Origin of the sequence: Colwellia sp. RE-S-Sl-9 (assembly GCF_048296855.1) — a bacterium.
In the GTDB taxonomy this organism is placed as follows: Bacteria; Pseudomonadota; Gammaproteobacteria; order Enterobacterales; family Alteromonadaceae; genus Pseudocolwellia.
This window is the reverse complement of the sequence record NZ_CP182631.1, coordinates 973269-992547: the sequence shown is the minus strand read 5'-3', so window position 1 is coordinate 992547 and position 19279 is coordinate 973269. Positions and strand designations below refer to the sequence as shown.

The window sequence follows — 19279 nt, the reverse complement described above, 5'->3', positions numbered from 1 at the left end:
AATGTTTGATATTTAATCAAAGCCGCACTTTACGTGCGGTTTTTTTTTATAAATTAATCGTCCTAAAATTAACTTTAGTACTAGTAATATCTATCTAGCTAGATTAAGATTTAACTAACTTGACTATATGGTCAGTTTTTATTGTAGGGAGATACAAATGAATACTCAATCAAACTATCAAGATCAAATTACCAAAGCGAAAGAAGCTTACTTAAAGGCTTATGCACCTTATAGCAACTTCAGGGTAGGTGCTGCAGCGTTAACTGAGTTAGGTCATATAGTTAGCGGTTGTAATGTTGAAAATGCTTCCTATGGTTTAACGGTATGTGCTGAGCGTAACTGTATTGCACAAGCGGTTATAAATGGCGAAACGCGTATTCAGTCAATTGTTGTATACACAGAACAAGAAAAACTCACACCACCTTGCGGCGCATGTAGGCAGGTGATAGCCGAGTTTTTAGCGGAAGATGCCAAAGTGATATCTGCTAACCATTTAGGACACACAAAAATTTGGACCGTATCTGAGTTGTTGCCAGATGCGTTTACACCAAAAAGTTTATTAGACATTTAATTCAATAATTATAAGAAATTTAAGGAACACCTATGTTGTTACCACAAGAGATTATTAGAACAAAACGCGATGGATTAATTTTGTCTGCTGATAAAATTCAAGGTTTTGTTGATGGTTTAGTCAACGGAAGCTTTAATGATGCGCAAGTAGGCTCAATGGCAATGGCAATATTCCAACAAGGAATGGAAATTGAAGAAATTGTTGCTTTTACCAAAGCGATGATGAACTCGGGCGATGTATTATCGTGGCCTGAACTTGATGGACCTGTAGTTGATAAGCATTCTACTGGTGGAGTAGGTGACAAGGTTAGCTTTATGCTTGCTGCAATTGTTGCGGCATGTGGCGCTTATGTTCCAATGATTTCAGGCCGTGGTTTAGGTCACACAGGTGGAACGTCTGATAAGTTAGAAAGTATTGCTGGTTTTAATGTTCAACCTAGTATTTCTGAATTTAAACGTATTGTTAAAGATATTGGTGTTGCTATTATTTCTCAAACAGACAACTTAGCACCGGCAGATAAACGACTTTATAGTATTAGAGATGTAACCGGCACTGTTGAATCTATTCCTTTAATTACGGCTTCTATTTTATCTAAAAAATTATCAGCGGGATTAGATACACTGGTAATGGATGTAAAAATGGGTAATGGCGCCATGATGTCGGATATGACTCAAGCGACTCAACTTGCACAAAGTATTGTAAGTGTTGCCAATGGTGCCGGTGTGCCCACTCAAGCCATTATTACTGATATGAATCAGGTATTAGGTACATCGGCAGGTAATGCGGTTGAAATGTATGAAACCGTTAAATATTTAACAGGTAAGCAACGTGAACCTAGACTACACGCAGTAGTTGTTGCTTTAGCAACGTCTATGCTAATCAGTTCAAAAATTGCAAATACAGAAGCGGAAGCTAAAACTAAAATTAATGCTGTGCTAGCTAATGGTGAAGCGGCTGAAGTATTTTCTAAAATGATTGCAGCTTTAGGCGGACCTAATAACCTTTTAGAGGCTCCGTGGGAGTCTATGACTAAAGCAAACGTAATTAAAGACGTGATTGCTACGCGTTCAGGTTATATCTCAGGCATGCAAACGCGCGATATAGGTTTGTCTATTGTAGGTATGAAAGGCGGAAGAACAGCTAATGGTCAGTTGATTGATCACAGTGTTGGCTTTGATAGAATTTTACCTGCAGGTACTGTTGTTAATAAAGGCGATGCCGTTGCTCGAATTCATGCTGCAGATGAAGATCAGGCCACGAAAGCTAGCCAAGAGTATTTAACGGCTTTAAATATTAGTGAAACTAAAGCTGAAGAACTTCCTGTTATTTATAAAGTTATAGATTGATTTTTTAAAAACTTATTCCCTTAAGTCGTCACACGTTAGTATTCTTGAATAACGTGTGACGACTCTGTTTTATTTCCTATACCGCTTTATCAAATCCTTATTATTAAGGTTAATTAACCTTAATTCGGATTAATAAATGCTTCTCTAGCAGCTATTTTTATGCCTAACTTCGTTGAATTTATTACTAATAGCTAGCTATTAGATAGAAAAATTCGCCTTGTTATACACAAAAATATCAATGTTGAGAGACTAATATAACTTAGGAAAACAACGATACAGATTAAGATTTTGATAAATAAGGATTTTAATTCATTACCTAACATTCATTAACCCGAGTTGAGGTTAAATAAACTTCTTTATAGTTCTTTCAAGTTTAAGTCATTGTATTTACATTTTATTTGTTTACAATTGGTTTTATTCAGTAAAAATACAAATTTATTGGTAAAAAATAGCTAATTCCATCTCTTAAGGTGGTATGTGCTTATAAACTAAAACGGTGAACATAAATGTTAAAAAAAATACTTCTGCTAGGCGTTATTGCTTCTCTTAGTTTTACAGGTTGTGGTGTTATAAAAAATCAAGATACAGCTGCAGAAAAGCTGAAGGTTGTTATTCTTGATGGTCAAAATAATCACGCAGTTTGGCCAAAATCTACGTTAATGATGAAACAATACTTAGAGCAATCGGGCTTGTTTGAAGTGGATATATATCGTACTTCAAACTTATGGCGCTCAACAGGACATAACAATATTATTGAGCAATATCCGTTAAACGACGGAAAAATCTATCAAGAATATAAAGAACCTAAAGCTGATGTTAACTTTACCCCAAATTTTGAAGCTTATGATGTGGTTGTTTCAAACTTAGGTTGGAAAACAGCACCTTGGCCAGCTGAAACTAAAGCCGCTTTTGAAGCATACATGAAGCGTGGCGGTGGACTTGTTGTAGTACATGCCGCTGATAACGCTTTTCCTGAATGGAAAGCTTACAATGAAATGATTGGATTAGGCGGATGGGGAAACCGAAATAAGCAACATGGGCCTTATGTTTATTATAACCAAGCTGGTAAATTAACGCGTGATTTTCAGGCTGGAAGTGCGGGCCGTCATGGTAAAGTACAAAAATTTCACATCGATATTCGAGATTCTTCTCATCCCATTACACAAGGTTTACCTGAACGTTGGTTACATGCTCCAGATGAAATGTATGAGCACTTGCGTGGCCCCGCTCAAAACATGACTATTCTTGCTACGGCTTATCCGCATTATCGTAAAAAAGGTGATGCACGTAACGAACCTGTATTAATGACACTCAATTATCATAAAGGTCGTATTTTCCATACAACGTTAGGGCATGATCAAAGAGCCTTTGAAGGTGTTGGATTTATTACGACTTTTTTACGGGGAGCTGAGTGGGTCGCAACTGGGAAAGTTAGTCTTCCTGTACCCACTGACTTCCCCACTGAAAGTAATGCAAACATAAGAAAGTTTAATTTACCTAAATAGTTACACCACGTTTTACTCAATGTGCTCTGAAATAGCTTATTGATTGATAGCGGATAAAAATTAAGACGGTTCAATGAAGGATAAATGTAATGTATAAAATAAAAATGTGCGTAATAATGACTGCCCTTATGGCTAGTATGTTGTTTTTTTCTACATCATCAAGTGCTAATACTAAGCTTGAGGTGTCTGGAGAGTTACGTAAATGGCATAGTATATCAATGACATTTGATGGACCAAGTACTTCTGAAACAGATGCATATAATCCATTTCTTAATTACCGTCTTAATATTGAATTTACCCATAAAAAAACAGGAAAAAGCTATATTGTTCCCGGATTTTTCGCTGCAGATGGTAATGCTGAAAATTCTGGAGCGACCTCAGGAAATAAATGGAGAGTTTACTTTACCCCTGATGAAATAGGAGAGTGGACTTGGCGTACATCGTTTCGTAAAGGCTCATTTGTTGCTGTTTCTACTAAAACCATTAGCGGTGTAACTGCAGGTTTTATGGACGGTCAAACAGGGCAGTTAAAAATAAAATCGAGTAATAAAAAGTATCCTGATTTTCGCGAAAGAGGTCGATTAGAATATATTAATAAACCTTATTTACGCTTTGCGGAAACAGGTGAATATTTTATTAAAGCCGGTCCTGACGCCCCTGAAAACCTTTTATCGTATGCTGATTTTGATGGTACTTTTCATAACGATGGACATAAAGATGAGTTAGTTAAAACGTGGGAAGCCCATAAAAAAGATTGGAAAAAGGGAGATCCCACATGGAAATCAGGTAAAGGTAAAGCATTAATTGGAGCGTTAAATTACTTATCGGATAAAGGAATGAATTCAATTTCTTTTCTGACTCTTAATATCATGGGTGATGATCAAAATGTTTTTCCTTACGTTGATTATAATAACTATGAACGTATGGATGTTTCTAAATTAGCTCAATGGAATATAGTATTTAAACATGCGCAATCAAAAGGTTTGTTTTTACATTTTAAAACTCAAGAAGTTGAAAACCAAGGCTTACTTGATAACGGTGGGTTAGGATTGCAACGTCAACTTTATTATAGAGAGTTGATTGCACGCTTTGGTCATCACTTAGCATTAAATTGGAATATGGGCGAGGAGAATGGTGAGTGGGTCCCTAATCATACTACCATGCCTCAAAGTACCATTCAGCGATTAGCTATGGCGAAATACTTTTATAATAATGACCCATACCGTCATCATACGGTTATTCATAACGGTAACGACTATATTGATATTACGGGGGCTGATAGCTTTTATACAGGAGCTTCAGTGCAAACGCATAAAGCTGATTTTGGTGCTGTGCATGGATCGGTTTTACGTCTTAGAAAATGGCCCGTTGTGAATGGCAGACCAATGGCTGTATCAGTAGATGAGCCTGGAGATGCTCAACATAGTTTAGTACCTGATGATAAAGACCCTGAACATAATCTAGCGCGTATGAATGGTTTATGGGGAGCTTTAACTGCAGGAGCTTGGGGAACCGAATGGTATTTTGGTTATGCTCATCCGCATTCAGACCTAACAGCACAAGATTGGAGAACCCGTGATTTATTTTGGGATCAAGCTAAGCATGCTTTAGATTTTTTCAAAATGAGTGGTGTTGAATATCATAAAGCAGAGAATCACGATAACTTAGCAAACGATGCTTGGGTATTAGCTGAACTAGGGCAGTTCTATATTGTTTATGTGAAAGACACATCTAAAGAAGTGAGTCTTGGGTTTATACCTGAAATTGCAGACTATTCAGTTCAGTGGTTTGATCCTCGCAATGGTGGTAAATTACAAAAAGGCTCGCAAACTACTATTAGTATAGAAAAAATCATGAATAGGTATTGGAAAGCAGAGAAGCAAAAGCTAGGTTTTCCTCCATCAGATAAAGGTAAAGATTGGGTTGTATTAGTTAAACGCATTCAGTAGCTTTACAAATAGTCATTTGAAATAAAGGTTTCACTTTTTAAGTGAGAAGTGAAACCTAAATATTTATTTCCGTAAGCATCCCTCTTTATTAACTTCCGCTCGAAACCATAAATATAGCCGAAGTACTATGGATTACAGCGTACCGAAAATTTTATCACCAGCATCACCTAACCCCGGTAAAATATAACCATTTTCATTAAGCTTGTCGTCTATGGCACCAAGAAATAAATCCACATCAGCATGATTTTGTTGAAGTAGCTCAATACCTTCAGGCGCAGCCACTAAAAATATAGCTTTAATGTTTTTACAGCCTGATTTTTTTAATAGTTCTATAGTTGCTAAGGCAGTTCCACCTGTGGCTAACATAGGATCAATAATAATAGCTGTACGCACATTGACATCAGCAACTACATTTTCGTAATAGCTTTCTGGTTGCAGTGTTAGTTCATTTCTTTGTAAGCCTACAACACTAATTTTTGCACAAGGGAGTATGGTAAGTGCGCCATCTAACATACCTAATCCTGCTCTTAATATAGGAATTAATGTTGGTTGTTTATCGGCTAACAGGGGGGTAGAAATATCGCCAGACCAACATGCAATATTTTGATTAGCCAGTGCAAGTTCAGTGGTCGCTTCCATGGTCAGCATGGTGGCTAATTCTCTGGTTAGCTCGCGAAAAGACTTGACTGAAATAGCATCTTTTCTGAGTAAACTGATTTTATGTTTTACAAGCGGGTGTTTGCTTTCGAAAATAGCCATAAGTATCTTTTATCCTTGATAAATTAAGGTAAGGTCCAAACCAACGTTTTAAAGTGGGCTCGGCATAAAGGTTCGTATCGTTCATTACCGCCAACTTCGACTTGTTCACCGTTTTTAACAGGGTTGCCGTTTTCATCACGTCGTATAACAAAGTTAGCTTTACGACCACAGTGACATATAGTTTTAAGTTCTACTAATTTATCAGCCCATGCAAGTAACGCGGCACTACCTGAAAAGGTTTCGCCTAAAAAGTCTGTTCTTATACCGTAGGCAAGTACAGGGATATCTAAACCGTCTACAATATCTGTAAGTTGTTTCACTTGAGCTTTTGATAAAAACTGCGCTTCGTCTATCAGTACACAATCTATTTTATTCGTGTTGTTTTCACGTTTTATTTCATCAAATAACTGGGTGTTTTCATCGAACAAGGATGCGTCTGCATGCAACCCAATTCGAGAGGCTATTTTTCCTTGCTCGAATCGGTCGTCTAGTTTTGCGGTATATAGTAATGATCTTAGGTTACGTTCAGAGTAATTGTAAGCAGATTGAAGCAGGTGAGTAGATTTACCTGCATTCATTGTTGAATAATAAAAATAAAGCTGAGCCATGAGACTTATGTACCTAAGGTCATTTCAAAATTAATATGCTGAAGTGCTTGGCTTATCTACGTCTTGGTTTAAGGTAATTAAAAGATTACCTAGTAGGCTACTTGCACCAAATCGAAAATGTGTTTTGTTCAGCCAAGATGCGCCTAAAATATCAAATACTAAATTTAAGTAAATCTCTGCATCATCCACATTTTTAACGCCACCTGCAGCTTTAAAGCCTACATTAGGATTCAAGTCGTTTATTACATTTAACATGATTTTAGCTGCTTCAGGTGTAGCATTAATAGCCACTTTACCTGTAGAGGTTTTAATAAAATCAGCTCCGGCGTTAATCGATATTTCACTCGCTTGTTTGATCAGCTCTGGCGTTGCAAGTTCGCCAGATTCAATTATTACTTTAAGTAAAACATGAGAGCCACACGCTATTTTACACGCTTTAACAAGCTCAAAGCCTACATCTGGATTACCTGCAATTAACGCTTGGTAAGGAAATACCACATCCACTTCGTCAGCACCTAGTTTAACGGCTTCAAGAGTTTCGCTAACGGCTAAATTAACATCATCATTGCCATGAGGAAAGTTAGTAACTGTGGCTATTTTGATATTTGGTGTATTTTGTTTGGCTAATTGTGCTTTAGCTACAGGGATATATTTAGGATAAATACAAATAGCTGCTGTTTCACCTACAGACGATTTAGCCTGTTGGCATAACGTAATAATGTCGTTATCGGTTTCAGTGTTCGTTAAACTGGTTAGGTCGATTAACGATAACGATAGGGCGGCAATGTCTTGTTTATTTGTCATGTTAAAGCTTCTTAATAATAAATTTATTCATGTTAACTATGGTTACATAGTGTCATTACAATGTAATGAAAATACCTGCAATAGCGGCGCTCATTAAGTTTGCTAATGTAGCTGCAATCATGGCTTTTAAACCTAAACGAGCTATGTCGGGTCTACGACTTGGCGCCATAGAACCAATACCACCTAATAAAATGGCGATAGACGATAAGTTAGCAAACCCACATAAAGCGAAAGTTACAATCGCTTGTGTGCCAACACTTAACGAGTCTTTTACTTCAACAAAGTTTACGTAGGCAAAAAACTCATTAACCACAATTTTTTGACCGATAAAACTACCGGCTTGTAGCATCTCGTTTGCTGGAACGCCAATAACGTAAGCAATAGGTGCAAATATGTAGCCGAGCATCCATTCAATAGTTATATGGTCGTAACCAAATAAAGAACCAATGCCACCAATTATCATATTTAATAAAGCGATTAAGGCAATAAAGGCAAGGAGCATAGCACCTACGTTTACTGCTAGTTTTAACCCTGAAGTTGCGCCTGTTGCTGCAGCATCAATTACATTGACTGGTTTTTCGTCTTCTTCTATTTCCTCAGCTTCATTATTATTGATATCCATTTTTTCTGTTTCAGGAATAATGATTTTTGCCATTAGTAAGCCACCTGGGGCAGCCATAAATGAAGCGGCAATTAGGTATTTTAGATCGATCCCTAAACCAGCATAACCAGCCATTATACTACCCGCTACAGAGGCTAAACCGCCCACCATAATAGCGAATAATTCAGATTGGCTCATTTTAGCGATATAAGGACGAACAATTAAAGGGGCTTCAGTTTGACCAACAAATATATTAGCCGTAGCAGAAAGAGATTCAGGTTTAGATGTTTTTAATAATTTTTGTAAACCACCACCAATAATTCGAATTACCCATTGCATCACACCTAAGTGATATAAAACAGCAATTAACGAAGAGAAGAAAATAATTACGGGTAAAACACGAATAGCAAAAACAAAACCTACGCCATTAGAAAACATAGCGTCGGTGCCTAAGCCGCCGAAGAGAAAATTGATACCCGCTTTGGCGCTATCTATTACTTGCTGAACGCCATTAGTAATAGATATTAGGGCTTCTTTACCAAAAGGAATGTAGAGTACAAATGCGCCTAAAACGATTTGTAAACCAAAAGCAAAACCTACAGTTCTCCAATTAATTTTTGATCGGTTATGAGATAAAAAGACCGCAACGGCTAAGAGGAATATGACCCCAAAAACACCTTTAAATGCACCAAGCTCCATAAAAATCCTCTACTTTTTATTGTTTTTATTTATGACTGATTAATTGACGTATTTTTGCTTTAAGTACTTCAATTGCCATTCTATTTTTACCGCCACGAGTAATAACAATGTCAGCCCAAAGCTTTGAAGGCTCAATAAACTGATAATACATCGGACGAACTGTGTCTAAATATTGGTTTGTGATTGATTCGATACTGCGATGACGTTCAACCATATCTCTTTTTATTCTTCTTATTAAACAAATGTCTAATGGTGTATCCATATACACTTTAATATTAAATCTTTCACGTAATTCAGGGTTTGATAACAACAAAATCCCTTCTACAAGAATAATAGGTGTTGGATTAAGTGTAAGCGTTTCTGCTGTTCTAGTATGTGTTTTATAGCAGTAAATAGGGCATTCAATACTATTGTTTTGCACTAACTGATGCAGATGCTCACTCATTAATGAATGTTCAAAGGCATTAGGATGATCGTAATTCGTTAATTCTCTTTCTTCAATTTTAAGATGAGCTTGATCTTTGTAATAAGCATCTTCTTTAATAATTGAAATACCTTTACAACCTAATTCGGGTAATAATTCATCATAAATAGTTTGTGCGAATAATGTTTTTCCTGAAGCTGAAGCTCCAGCGATTGCGATAATTGTAGGTTTGTTTTGTATCAAAACGGTGCCTTTAAGTTTACGTATTCATTGTTAGTCATTAATGACGTGAGTTTGGAGAGAAATAAATTCAAAATTATGAATGTAAATTTACCACGTCACTTTACTAATGGTTACTTATTTTAACTAAATTATCACATCTTGACCGATTGGTCATGTTTAAACTTATGGATCAAACCATTTATCCTAAATTTCACTATTAATTCATATTAAAAACACTTAGATTGCTCATCAATATAAACTTATTTGACATTAGTGTCAGCTTTTGATTGAGAGTTTTATATTTTTTCTGTAAATTAAGGCGCTTACAAAAAAAGACAACATTGATTAATAGAAGTTATTTTTTACTGAACAAAGTGGTTAAATAGATTGATAAGCCATTAATTTATTTTATCACTTATAGTTGTTTACAGTGGAATAACTTCATATAGCTTACTAGACTATATAGCTAATAAGTTAAGGTTAAAAAACACCTATAATCAAGAAACGTGAAAGTTACTGAGAAATATAATGGCAAGAGCAATAATATTTGTAATTGATAGTTTTGGTATTGGCTATGCGCCAGATGCTGAAAAATTTGGTGATGTAGATGCAAATACCTTTGCTAATTTGTCTCAAGCATATTTTGACCAAACGAATAAAAAGATAAATATTCCTAATTTATCATCGTTAGGATTAGTTAAGGCATGTGAAGATGCATCAGGCAGAAGTTTTCCTTATATAGGTGAACAACCCACTAAGGGGGCTTTTGCTCATGCGGCTGAAATAAGTACAGGTAAAGATACGCCTAGTGGGCATTGGGAAATGATGGGAGTGCCTGTTTTATTTGACTGGACTTATTTCTCCGATCGCGAGAATAGTTTTCCTCAATCGTTAATTGATACCATTAATGCAGAAACTGGTTACGCGGGTATGTTAGGTAATTGTCATGCATCAGGTACTACTATTATTGCCGCTTTAGGTGAAGAACATATAAAAAGTAATTTACCTATTTGTTATACCTCGGCCGATAGTGTATTTCAGGTGGCCGCTCATGAAGAACATTTTGGACTTGATAACTTATATGCTTATTGCGAAAAGGTAAGAACTATTCTTGATGACCATAATATAGGGCGTGTTATTGCTCGACCATTTATTGGTGAAGATTCTGCTAGTTTTACACGCACAGGAAATCGTAGAGATTACTCAGTTTTACCCCCTTCAAAAACGGTATTAGATAAACATACCGATAACGGTGGCGAAGTGTTTAGTATCGGAAAAATTGCCGATATATTTGCACATCAAGGGATCACTTCAAGTACAAAAGCTACAGGTATTCCAGCCTTAATTGATTCTACTATTGATCATATTAATACGGTGAACGACAACAGTATTATTTTTACTAACCTTGTTAACTTTGATCAAGACTTTGGTCATCGACGCGATCCAGTTGGTTATGCAGAAGCGTTAGAATATTTAGACAAAAGATTACCTGATATCTTTAGTCAATTAAACGACGATGATATTGTATTTTTTATTGCAGATCATGGTTGCGACCCAACATGGCCTGGTAATGATCATACACGTGAATACGTGCCGATCCTTGCCTACCACAATAATATCTCATCAATAGACCTCGGAGAAAGGTCGTCGTTCGCTGATTTAGGGCAAACGATAGCTGAGCTTTTTAATTTAGAAGCTATGGAGTACGGTACAAGTTTTTACAAGCAACTCAAATTAAAAAATAATTAAAAAATAATTAAATTCAAATATAAACACATGAAATACCATCAGAAAAGTGGAGATAAGTTAATGCGTAAATTTAAACCAAGTCCTTTAGCCATTTGTATTCAAACTGTATTTGCTGCAAGTAGTTTTTTTGCTGCTCAATCAGTGTACGCTGAAGAAACCTCAGAGAAAGAAGTTGTAGGTATTGAGGTTATTGAAGTAACGGCTCGTAAAAGAATAGAAAACATTAAAGATGTACCTATTTCAGTTTCGGCATTAACGCCTAAAAAACTTGAAGTACTAGGTTCTTCAGGAATGGATGTTAGAGCATTATCAGCTAAAGTGCCTAGTTTACTAATTGAGTCTTCGTTTGGGCGTACTTTCCCTCGTTTTTATATTCGTGGATTAGGCAATACAGATTTTGATCTACTTGCTTCACAACCCGTATCGCTTATTTACGATGATGTAGTACTTGAAAATGCATTAACTAAAGGCATGCCAATGTTTGATATTGAGCGTGTTGAAGTACTTCGCGGACCTCAAGGAACTTTGTTCGGTCGTAATACTCCAGCAGGTATTATAAAAGTTCAGTCTAAAAAGCCAACTCAAGACTTTGATGCAACAGTGTCAGGCTCTTATGGTTCGTTTAATTCTACCGACTTCCGTGTTGCTGTTGGTGGTGGTTTAACTGATACTTTATCAGCACGTGTTTCTTTATTACAACAAGACCGTGATGATTGGATTGATAACAAAGCTCCTGGCTTCGAACAAAAAGATCAACTGGGTGGTTATAGCGAAACAGCTGGTAGAGTTCAATTGTTATGGGAACCAAATGATGACTTTTCAGCGTTATTTAATTACCACTTTAGAGATGCAGAAGCTGATGCTCGTATATTCCGTGCAAATATTATTAAGCCAGGTACAAATGATTTAGTTGATAACTTTGATCGTGAAACCATTTTCCATGATGCGGCTGTTCGAAATAATCAAACGATAGATATGCAAGGAACAAGTTTAAAACTTGAATACAATTTAGGCGATTATACGTTAACGTCTATCTCAGGTTACGAGTCGGCTGAAATGTTTTCTGTAGGTGATATTGATGGAGGTTACGGTGCCGCATTTTTAGTACCGGATGGTGCATCTGATTCTGAAGCTGCAGCTATATCAGGGCCTGGGTTTATTCCATTTCCATCAGAATCTGGCGCTAAAATGCCTGATCATAAACAATTAACGCAAGAAATCCGACTTTCTAGTAATGAACTAGGGAAGTTTGATTACCAAGTGGGTTTCTTCTATTTTGATGAAGATTTAACGATTAATAACCTGAGTTTTGATACTTTAGCAAATGGAATTCCAAACGGTGTTGCCATACAAGAAATGGAAACAACAGCTTGGGCTGTATTTGCTTCATTAGATTATGATATTTCTGACACTGTAAGTATTAATGGTGGTTTACGTTATTCTGATGATGAACGTAAATGGCATGGAGAGTTAATAGGATCTACATTTACTGATGACGCTGATGTTGATGATTCTCAAGTCAGTGGTGATTTAAGTATTAATTATAAGTGGACAGAACAAACTAATTTGTATGGTCGTTTAGCTAGAGGTTATAGAGCGCCAAGTGTTCAAGGACGTAATACATTATTTGCTGTACCTTCATCAACAGCAGATTCAGAAACGGTTAATTCAATTGAAATGGGCTTTAAATCGACTACTGCTGATAATATGGGGCGATTAGATGGTTCTGTTTTTTATTATCAAGTTAACGACCAGCAGTTAACGGCTGTAGGTGGTAGTGGTAATTTAACAAGTTTGATCAATGCAGATAAAGCGGTTGGTTACGGTTTTGAGCTAGACGGTGAATACTTTATTACAGCTGATTTAGTTATTGCAGGAAGTGTGAGCTATAACAATACCGAAATACAAGAACGTGGGCTTGGAGTTCAACCGTGTGGTGGTGGTTGTACAGTAACAGACACGATTGACTCTAGAGGCTTTGCGTTGATTGACGGGAATTCTTTACCACAATCACCAGAGTGGATCGGTAATCTTTCTGCTCGTTGGTCTCAAGAGTTAGGTGATGGTGAAATCTACGTTTATACCGATTGGTCTTACCGTAGTGAAGTTAACTTCTTTTTATATGAATCAACTGAATTTACAGGTGATGCATTATTAGAAGGTGGTTTCCGCGTAGGTTATGAATGGAGTGCTAATGATAGTGAATACGAAGTAGCTTTATTCGGACGTAATATTACTGATGAAGAAAAGTTAACAGGTGCTATCGACTTTAACAATTTAACAGGTTTTGTTAATGAGCCTCGTTTCTTTGGTGTAGAGTTTAAAGCGAACTTTTATTAATAACTATTAATAAAATGAGTAAAAAAAAGGCTAGCATCGCTTAATGCCGTTCACTTAAGGTGAGCGGCATTTCTTTTTTTAACAGGGTACCTATTCTTAGAACACTTCAATTCTCGCGGATAACTCCGCTCTCTACGTGCTGGCAATACAAACTGTTTGGCACTTTTGGTTATATCCATAACAAATTTTGACACATTTCCTGGCGAACAAAATGGCAACATAGTCAGTTGATAAATTATGTGCATTGAAGCACCATGAAAACTTAATTGGTTTGGATGTATTGAATCGAGTGACTTCGCCATTAATACCATTTGATAACGGATCAGATTATAAGCGAGTAATATCCCCCACAACTCTTGTTTTATAAGCTCAGGTTGATTACTACGCAAGGTAAATTGGCTATCAAGTAGTGACTGCTTCATTTCTCTAAAACCAAGTTCTATTTCCCACCGATGTCCGTATAAATCGACAATATCAGCGACAGGAAACTTCATTGCATCCGTCATAGACGTTAACACTTCGCACGCTTTACCATTAACCTTTCTCGATACTAATCGAGCTTCAATTGATTCAGGTAATTCAGGAAACTTCTTTCGTGCTTGGGGACAGGCGGTTAAACGAACTATTTTATCTTGGCGTCCTAATGAACGAACAATGTCATATTGTACGTTCTTTTTTAGCGGTATCAGCCAATGACGTGATATTCCCGTGGATTGCCAACGATAAAGTAATCCAAGCGAGTAGAAGCCTCTATCAAATAGTGTCAAGCTATGATCTGGTGTTGTTTCAACTAGCGAGCCAGCTAATTTCATTTCGTTAATATCAACACTATCAAAAGCACTTTGTGTTAATAAATGACTTGTTAATTCCATCTGGCATACCATGCGCACTTGGGGGTAACTTGCCTTGCCATGAGAGTTTCCTGTACGTGCAAAATATTCATTATTTTCTTTTGAGTCAGGTGTTCGCCATACAACGCCATCAACACCTAATAGTGTCAACCCACACCATGTTGGGTGAGTAGACTCCTCATGCCATAGCGATTGTGTTTTATTAAAAATAGATTCTATTGCTTTATGACCAAGTTTCTTTCTTGCTTGTGTTACGGCACTAGGTGCAACATAGGGGTCACCGTTAGGTAGAATGATATCAAGCTGATTAACTAATTGGCGGATAGACATTTTACGAAATAAAGCCATACCAATAACAGCCCACACCATTTGCTCCATAGGAAGCTTGCGCTTCCTTATGGTCGCAATACCTGACTGAGCCAACGCTTCATCAACGATGCTTGGGTCTAATAATTCACTTAATCCTGTAAATTCAGTAAAACTATTTTGTGAAACTTGTGATAAGGCGGTAGAGAGTTGCAAAAGAAAAGGCTCCTGAATAAATTCAGAAGCCTTTATATACTAACCAGAAGATCGGTCAATGGATCGTTAAACATTTCTTAACTGATCGGCATTACTAGCATCGCTAGCCTTTTTTTATTGTTATTGAGAAGTGTTTTTATCTATAAAATACTTTCTAATGTTAATTCCATCATGTCTTTAAACGATGTTTCACGTTCATCTGCAGACATGCTTTCACCGGTTTTAATATGATCACTTACCGTAAATACGGCTAATGCTTTTTTACCGTATTCAGCAGCAACGCCATATAATCCTGCCGCTTCCATTTCTACTGCTAAAATTCCATATTTTTCCATTAATGCAAACATTTCTGGTTGAGGTGTGTAAAACAAATCAGCGGTAAAAACATTACCTACATTTATTTTTTTATTTATTTTTTCTGCGGTATTAGCTACTTTTTGTAATAAACCAAAGTCAGCAGTTGCTGCAAAGTCACATTGATTCAAACGCATTCTGTTTACGTTAGAATCAGTACTTGCTGACATACCAACAATTACGTCGCCTACATTAATTTCGTCGCGAACAGCGCCACAAGAACCTATGCGTATAATGTTTTCAACGCCGTAATCTTTATATAATTCGGTTGCGTAGATAGATATTGACGGAATACCCATGCCTGAACCCATTACTGAAATAGGTTGGCCTTTGTAAGTGCCTGTGTAACCTAATATGTTACGTACACGTGTTACGCATTTAGCGTCGTCTAGAAAGTTTTCTGCGATAAACTTTGCTCGCAATGGGTCGCCAGGCATAAGTACTGTTTTAGCGAAATCATTTGGAGCTGCTTCTATATGAGGTGTTGCCATGAGAAATAACCTTTTTAGTTGTTAAAATCTCAGTAAGTTTCTAGCCAGTTTATAGAAAAATCTGCTATCAAGGATTTTTTACTGATGGGTGTTTAATTTTTTAATCGATTAAATTTTACTGTAAGTTACTGGGTAAATCCAGCTTCATGCTAAGTAATATTATTTGTATAACTTGTTATTTTTTTGCTACCGCTTCAATAAGTGATTTTCGTTCACTATCAGACATAAAAGCAACGGCAACAGCGTTTTGTTGTAGTTGGCTTATTTCAGCATCAGTAAAACCTAACACTGTTTGCGCTAGTTTAAATTCACCTTTTAATTCAATACCTTCAACAGCTGGATCATCTGTATTTAAACAAACAGGAATACCGTATTTTAAAAATGTTTTAATAGGGTGTTTGCTTAAGTCGGTTACTGTACCCGTTTGAAAGTTAGAGGTTAAACATGACTCAATAGCAATGTTATGTTGTTGCATATATTCAAGTAAGCTTTCGTCTTGGTAACTGTTAACGCCATGACCAATACGCTCTGCTTTTAAGTCATTAATGGCTTGCCATACACTAGCTGGACCTGCCGCTTCACCTGCATGGATAGTTACGTGTAAATCAGCATTAGCTACTTGTTTAAAGTGATCAGTAAATAACTCCCCAGAGTAGTTATATTCGTCACCGGCTAAGTCGATAGCAATTAATTTATCTTTATGGGCTAATAATGCGCTTAACTCTTTTTGGCATTGTTCTACGCCAAAAGTACGACTTAAAATACCAATTAATTTAATTTTAACTGGGTATTTTTTCATGCCTTCATTTGCACCGTCAATCACAGCTGCAACTACATCTTCAATAGGAAGCTTATAAGCCATAGACATATAATAAGGAGAAAATCTTAACTCAGCATAATGAATCCCCGCGTTAAATACATCTTCAACGTTTTCAAAAGCGATACGTTTACAATCATCTAAACTTGATAATACGTTAACTCCCCAATCCAGTTTTTTTAGAAAGGCAAGTAAATCAGGTTCGCTTTCTATTATTTGAACATGCGGAATAAATTCTTCGAAGTGTTTCACAGGTAAAGCAATATTATTTTGTTGAGCTAATTCCCAAATGGTTTGTGCTCTTATGTTTCCGTCTAAGTGGCGGTGTAAATCTATAAGAGGCAGGTTTGGATTTATCATGTAAATAGAGTCTCCTTTATATTTAAGTTGTTAGGGTTTATATCAGTTTAACCCATTTTATCTTTAATTTATTTATTATAGCGTTATCTCTAGCAATATTTGTAGAAGATTGATACATTGGCCGGCTAATTTTTCGCTAGTTATCTATATATTCAATATGGAGTATGGGCTGATAATTAAACGTTACTAAATTTTATAAAATTTGCAGTTAAGAGAACTTATTATGTTTAATCAAACCGATGATGTACGTATCAACAATATTAAAGACTTATTACCACCAGTAGCATTACTTGAACGATTTCCATCGTCTGATAACGCATCAAAATCGGTTATTGCAGGTAGAGATGCAATTCACAATATTCTTGAAGGGAAAGACGATCGCTTATTAGTTGTGATTGGTCCTTGTTCAATTCATGATCCAGAAGCCGCTATAGAGTATGGTCAACGCTTAGTTAAACTACGTGAAAAGTATAAAAATAATTTAGAAATTGTAATGCGTGTATATTTTGAAAAGCCACGTACAACTGTTGGTTGGAAAGGGCTAATCAACGACCCTTACATGGATGGAAGTTTTAAGTTAAATGATGGACTACGCATTGGTCGTAAACTATTACTTGATTTAAATGAAATGGGGTTACCTACTGCTGGTGAATTTTTAGATATGATCACACCTCAGTACATGGCTGATTTTATGTGTTGGGGTGCCATTGGTGCACGTACCACTGAAAGCCAAGTACATCGCGAATTAGCATCAGGTTTGTCATGTCCTGTTGGTTTTAAAAACGGTACAGATGGAACCATCAAAGTAGCTGTAGATGCTATTGGTTCTGCGGCTGCCTCACATCACTTTTTATCTGTGACTAAATTTGGTCATTCAGCCATTGTAGAAACAACGGGTAACAAAGATTGTCATATTATTTTACGTGGTGGTAAAACCACAAACTTCGATCGCGATAGCGTAAGCGAAGTTACTCAACTATTAGAAAAATCGAAGCTGAATACTCGTATCATGATTGATTTTAGCCATGCTAATAGCAGTAAGAAATTTGAGAATCAAATGCTAGTGTCAACAGATGTTAGTCAACAAATAGCAGACGGCAATCAAAATATTTTTGGTGTTATGGTAGAAAGTCACCTTGTTGAAGGTCGCCAAGACTTAGTTGATGGTAAAGCAGTAACTTACGGGCAAAGTATTACTGATGCTTGTATTGGTTGGGGCGATACTGAAACCATGCTAGCGCAACTTAACGATGCAGTAATAGCGCGTCGTTCAAAATAGATTGATAACTTTTTGTATTTAGAAACCCACATTTATGTGGGTTTTTTTATTGTCTAATATTCAATATACAAGCATCAGTTGCCACGAAAAAATCTAAGTACAGGCTTAAAATTCATTTAGTGAGTAGCTCGGGTTGTAAAGAGTAGAAGGTGCTAGCATCGCAACTAGAGTAAAGATTATTTAACGAGATTTATAAAAATATTAATTAGATATGAGAGTTTGAATATTGGTGGACGATACGGACTTGAAACATTGACTGGTGCGGGTTGTAAAGAGTAGAAGGTGTTTTAACTTTATAGTGTTCTGTATGTTTTTTTGGATAATTTAAAATAATGGTGGACGATACTGGGCTTGAACCATTGACTGGTTCGGGTTGTAAAGAGTAGAAGGTGTTTTAACTTTATAGTGTTCTGTATGTTGTTTTGGATAATTTAAAATAATGGTGGACGATACTGGGCTTGAACCATTGACTGGCACGGGTTGTAAAGAGTAGAAGGTGCTAGCATCGCAACTAGAGTAAAGATTATTTAACGAGATTTATAAAAATATTAATTAGATATGAGAGTTTGAATATTGGTGGACGATACTGGGCTTGAACCAGTGACCCCCGCCTTGTAAGGGCGGTGCTCTCCCAACTGAGCTAATCGTCCATATATACTAGGTATGATATGAATAGGTTAAATGATTGGTGGACGATACTGGGCTTGAACCAGTGACCCCCGCCTTGTAAGGGCGGTGCTCTCCCAACTGAGCTAATCGTCCAATCATTTAAAATACAGAGTGTCCATCAATAAAGCAGAATGGTGGACGATACTGGGCTTGAACCAGTGACCCCCGCCTTGTAAGGGCGGTGCTCTCCCAACTGAGCTAATCGTCCGTCTCTGTGGGGGCGTATTATAGGGAGATCCCAAAAGCTGTCAACAAAAACAAAGCCTTTTTTTTAACTTTTTTTAATATTATTGATTAAGTGCTCGTATTTTCAACATCCTGATTAATTTGTATTCTTTTGTTGGAAAACAATTGGGCAC

Annotated in this window: 15 protein-coding genes and 3 tRNA genes; 7 read left to right on the top strand and 11 right to left on the bottom strand. The window is 36.6% G+C overall.

Annotation, left to right across the window (positions count from 1 at the left end):
• Positions 1-157 precede the first annotated feature (157 nt).
• The 4 genes from ACM9HF_RS04260 (at position 158) to ACM9HF_RS04245 (ending at position 5371) form a co-directional block, all read left to right on the top strand.
• A complete protein-coding gene (locus ACM9HF_RS04260; protein ID WP_473614592.1) occupies positions 158-571 on the top strand; it encodes a cytidine deaminase in 414 nt (137 codons plus the stop codon).
• A 32-nt stretch (positions 572-603) separates the two neighbouring features.
• Positions 604-1917, top strand: a complete 1314-nt coding sequence (gene deoA, locus ACM9HF_RS04255; protein WP_473614588.1) for a thymidine phosphorylase — start codon at positions 604-606, stop codon at positions 1915-1917.
• Positions 1918-2423: 506 nt separating this feature from the next.
• Complete coding sequence (locus ACM9HF_RS04250) at positions 2424-3422, top strand: ThuA domain-containing protein (protein ID WP_473614585.1); 999 nt, start codon at positions 2424-2426, stop codon at positions 3420-3422.
• An 89-nt stretch (positions 3423-3511) separates the two neighbouring features.
• The gene (locus ACM9HF_RS04245; protein ID WP_473614582.1) at positions 3512-5371 is read left to right on the top strand and encodes a DUF5060 domain-containing protein; all 1860 of its coding nucleotides are present in this window, start codon (positions 3512-3514) and stop codon (positions 5369-5371) included.
• Between the two features lie 132 nt (positions 5372-5503).
• Here the strand turns inward: ACM9HF_RS04245 and upp are convergent, their stop codons facing one another.
• From upp to udk, 5 genes are read right to left on the bottom strand one after another with little or no spacing between them, the layout of a single operon-like run.
• Positions 5504-6130, bottom strand: coding sequence for a uracil phosphoribosyltransferase (gene upp, locus ACM9HF_RS04240; protein WP_473614578.1), 627 nt, complete (start codon positions 6128-6130; stop codon positions 5504-5506).
• A 23-nt stretch (positions 6131-6153) separates the two neighbouring features.
• The gene (locus ACM9HF_RS04235; protein ID WP_473614574.1) at positions 6154-6738 is read right to left on the bottom strand and encodes a thymidine kinase; all 585 of its coding nucleotides are present in this window, start codon (positions 6736-6738) and stop codon (positions 6154-6156) included.
• Positions 6739-6768: 30 nt separating this feature from the next.
• The gene (gene deoC / locus ACM9HF_RS04230) at positions 6769-7542 is read right to left on the bottom strand and encodes a deoxyribose-phosphate aldolase (protein ID WP_473614572.1); all 774 of its coding nucleotides are present in this window, start codon (positions 7540-7542) and stop codon (positions 6769-6771) included.
• A 55-nt stretch (positions 7543-7597) separates the two neighbouring features.
• Positions 7598-8842 (bottom strand): NupC/NupG family nucleoside CNT transporter, encoded by a 1245-nt coding sequence (locus ACM9HF_RS04225; RefSeq protein WP_473614571.1) that lies wholly within the window; start codon positions 8840-8842, stop codon positions 7598-7600.
• Positions 8843-8867: 25 nt separating this feature from the next.
• Positions 8868-9509: a uridine kinase gene (udk, locus tag ACM9HF_RS04220; protein ID WP_473614569.1), complete on the bottom strand. Its 642-nt coding sequence runs from the start codon at positions 9507-9509 to the stop codon at positions 8868-8870.
• Between the two features lie 507 nt (positions 9510-10016).
• Here udk and ACM9HF_RS04215 point away from each other — a divergent pair.
• Positions 10017-11237, top strand: a complete 1221-nt coding sequence (locus tag ACM9HF_RS04215; protein ID WP_473614567.1) for a phosphopentomutase — start codon at positions 10017-10019, stop codon at positions 11235-11237.
• Between the two features lie 60 nt (positions 11238-11297).
• Positions 11298-13577, top strand: coding sequence for a TonB-dependent receptor (locus ACM9HF_RS04210; RefSeq protein WP_473614563.1), 2280 nt, complete (start codon positions 11298-11300; stop codon positions 13575-13577).
• A 50-nt stretch (positions 13578-13627) separates the two neighbouring features.
• Here ACM9HF_RS04210 and ACM9HF_RS04205 read toward each other — a convergent pair whose 3' ends face one another.
• The 3 genes from ACM9HF_RS04205 to add form a co-directional block, all read right to left on the bottom strand.
• Positions 13628-14950: an IS4 family transposase gene (locus ACM9HF_RS04205; protein ID WP_473607552.1), complete on the bottom strand. Its 1323-nt coding sequence runs from the start codon at positions 14948-14950 to the stop codon at positions 13628-13630.
• 140 nt (positions 14951-15090) lie between these two features.
• Positions 15091-15795, bottom strand: coding sequence for a purine-nucleoside phosphorylase (gene deoD, locus ACM9HF_RS04200; RefSeq protein ID WP_473614560.1), 705 nt, complete (start codon positions 15793-15795; stop codon positions 15091-15093).
• A gap of 175 nt (positions 15796-15970) precedes the next feature.
• The gene (gene add / locus ACM9HF_RS04195) at positions 15971-16972 is read right to left on the bottom strand and encodes an adenosine deaminase (RefSeq protein ID WP_473614556.1); all 1002 of its coding nucleotides are present in this window, start codon (positions 16970-16972) and stop codon (positions 15971-15973) included.
• Between the two features lie 223 nt (positions 16973-17195).
• On the opposite strand from add, the gene aroG reads away from it, so the two are divergent.
• Positions 17196-18251, top strand: coding sequence for a 3-deoxy-7-phosphoheptulonate synthase AroG (aroG, locus tag ACM9HF_RS04190; RefSeq protein WP_473614552.1), 1056 nt, complete (start codon positions 17196-17198; stop codon positions 18249-18251).
• Positions 18252-18825: 574 nt separating this feature from the next.
• Here the strand turns inward: aroG and ACM9HF_RS04185 are convergent.
• The 3 genes from ACM9HF_RS04185 to ACM9HF_RS04175 all read right to left on the bottom strand — a co-directional run bounded on the left by ACM9HF_RS04185 (position 18826) and on the right by ACM9HF_RS04175 (position 19128).
• Positions 18826-18901: transfer RNA gene (locus tag ACM9HF_RS04185), tRNA-Val, on the bottom strand.
• Between the two features lie 36 nt (positions 18902-18937).
• A tRNA-Val gene (locus ACM9HF_RS04180) sits at positions 18938-19013 on the bottom strand.
• A gap of 39 nt (positions 19014-19052) precedes the next feature.
• Positions 19053-19128: transfer RNA gene (locus tag ACM9HF_RS04175), tRNA-Val, on the bottom strand.
• Between the last annotated feature and the right edge of the window lie 151 nt (positions 19129-19279).

Excerpts from the sequence above, each read along its gene's own strand:
- deoD (WP_473614560.1), bottom strand. The coding sequence starts at position 15,795 with ATGGCAACACCTCATATAGAAGCAGCTCCAAATGATTTCGCTAAAACA.
- add (WP_473614556.1), bottom strand. The coding sequence starts at position 16,972 with ATGATAAATCCAAACCTGCCTCTTATAGATTTACACCGCCACTTAGAC.
- deoA (WP_473614588.1), top strand. The coding sequence starts at position 604 with ATGTTGTTACCACAAGAGATTATTAGAACAAAACGCGATGGATTAATT.
- deoC (WP_473614572.1), bottom strand. The coding sequence starts at position 7,542 with ATGACAAATAAACAAGACATTGCCGCCCTATCGTTATCGTTAATCGAC.
- ACM9HF_RS04250 (WP_473614585.1), top strand. The coding sequence starts at position 2,424 with ATGTTAAAAAAAATACTTCTGCTAGGCGTTATTGCTTCTCTTAGTTTT.
- ACM9HF_RS04260 (WP_473614592.1), top strand. The coding sequence starts at position 158 with ATGAATACTCAATCAAACTATCAAGATCAAATTACCAAAGCGAAAGAA.
- ACM9HF_RS04215 (WP_473614567.1), top strand. The coding sequence starts at position 10,017 with ATGGCAAGAGCAATAATATTTGTAATTGATAGTTTTGGTATTGGCTAT.
- ACM9HF_RS04235 (WP_473614574.1), bottom strand. The coding sequence starts at position 6,738 with ATGGCTCAGCTTTATTTTTATTATTCAACAATGAATGCAGGTAAATCT.
- ACM9HF_RS04225 (WP_473614571.1), bottom strand. The coding sequence starts at position 8,842 with ATGGAGCTTGGTGCATTTAAAGGTGTTTTTGGGGTCATATTCCTCTTA.
- ACM9HF_RS04245 (WP_473614582.1), top strand. The coding sequence starts at position 3,512 with ATGTATAAAATAAAAATGTGCGTAATAATGACTGCCCTTATGGCTAGT.
- upp (WP_473614578.1), bottom strand. The coding sequence starts at position 6,130 with ATGGCTATTTTCGAAAGCAAACACCCGCTTGTAAAACATAAAATCAGT.
- aroG (WP_473614552.1), top strand. The coding sequence starts at position 17,196 with ATGTTTAATCAAACCGATGATGTACGTATCAACAATATTAAAGACTTA.
- ACM9HF_RS04210 (WP_473614563.1), top strand. The coding sequence starts at position 11,298 with ATGCGTAAATTTAAACCAAGTCCTTTAGCCATTTGTATTCAAACTGTA.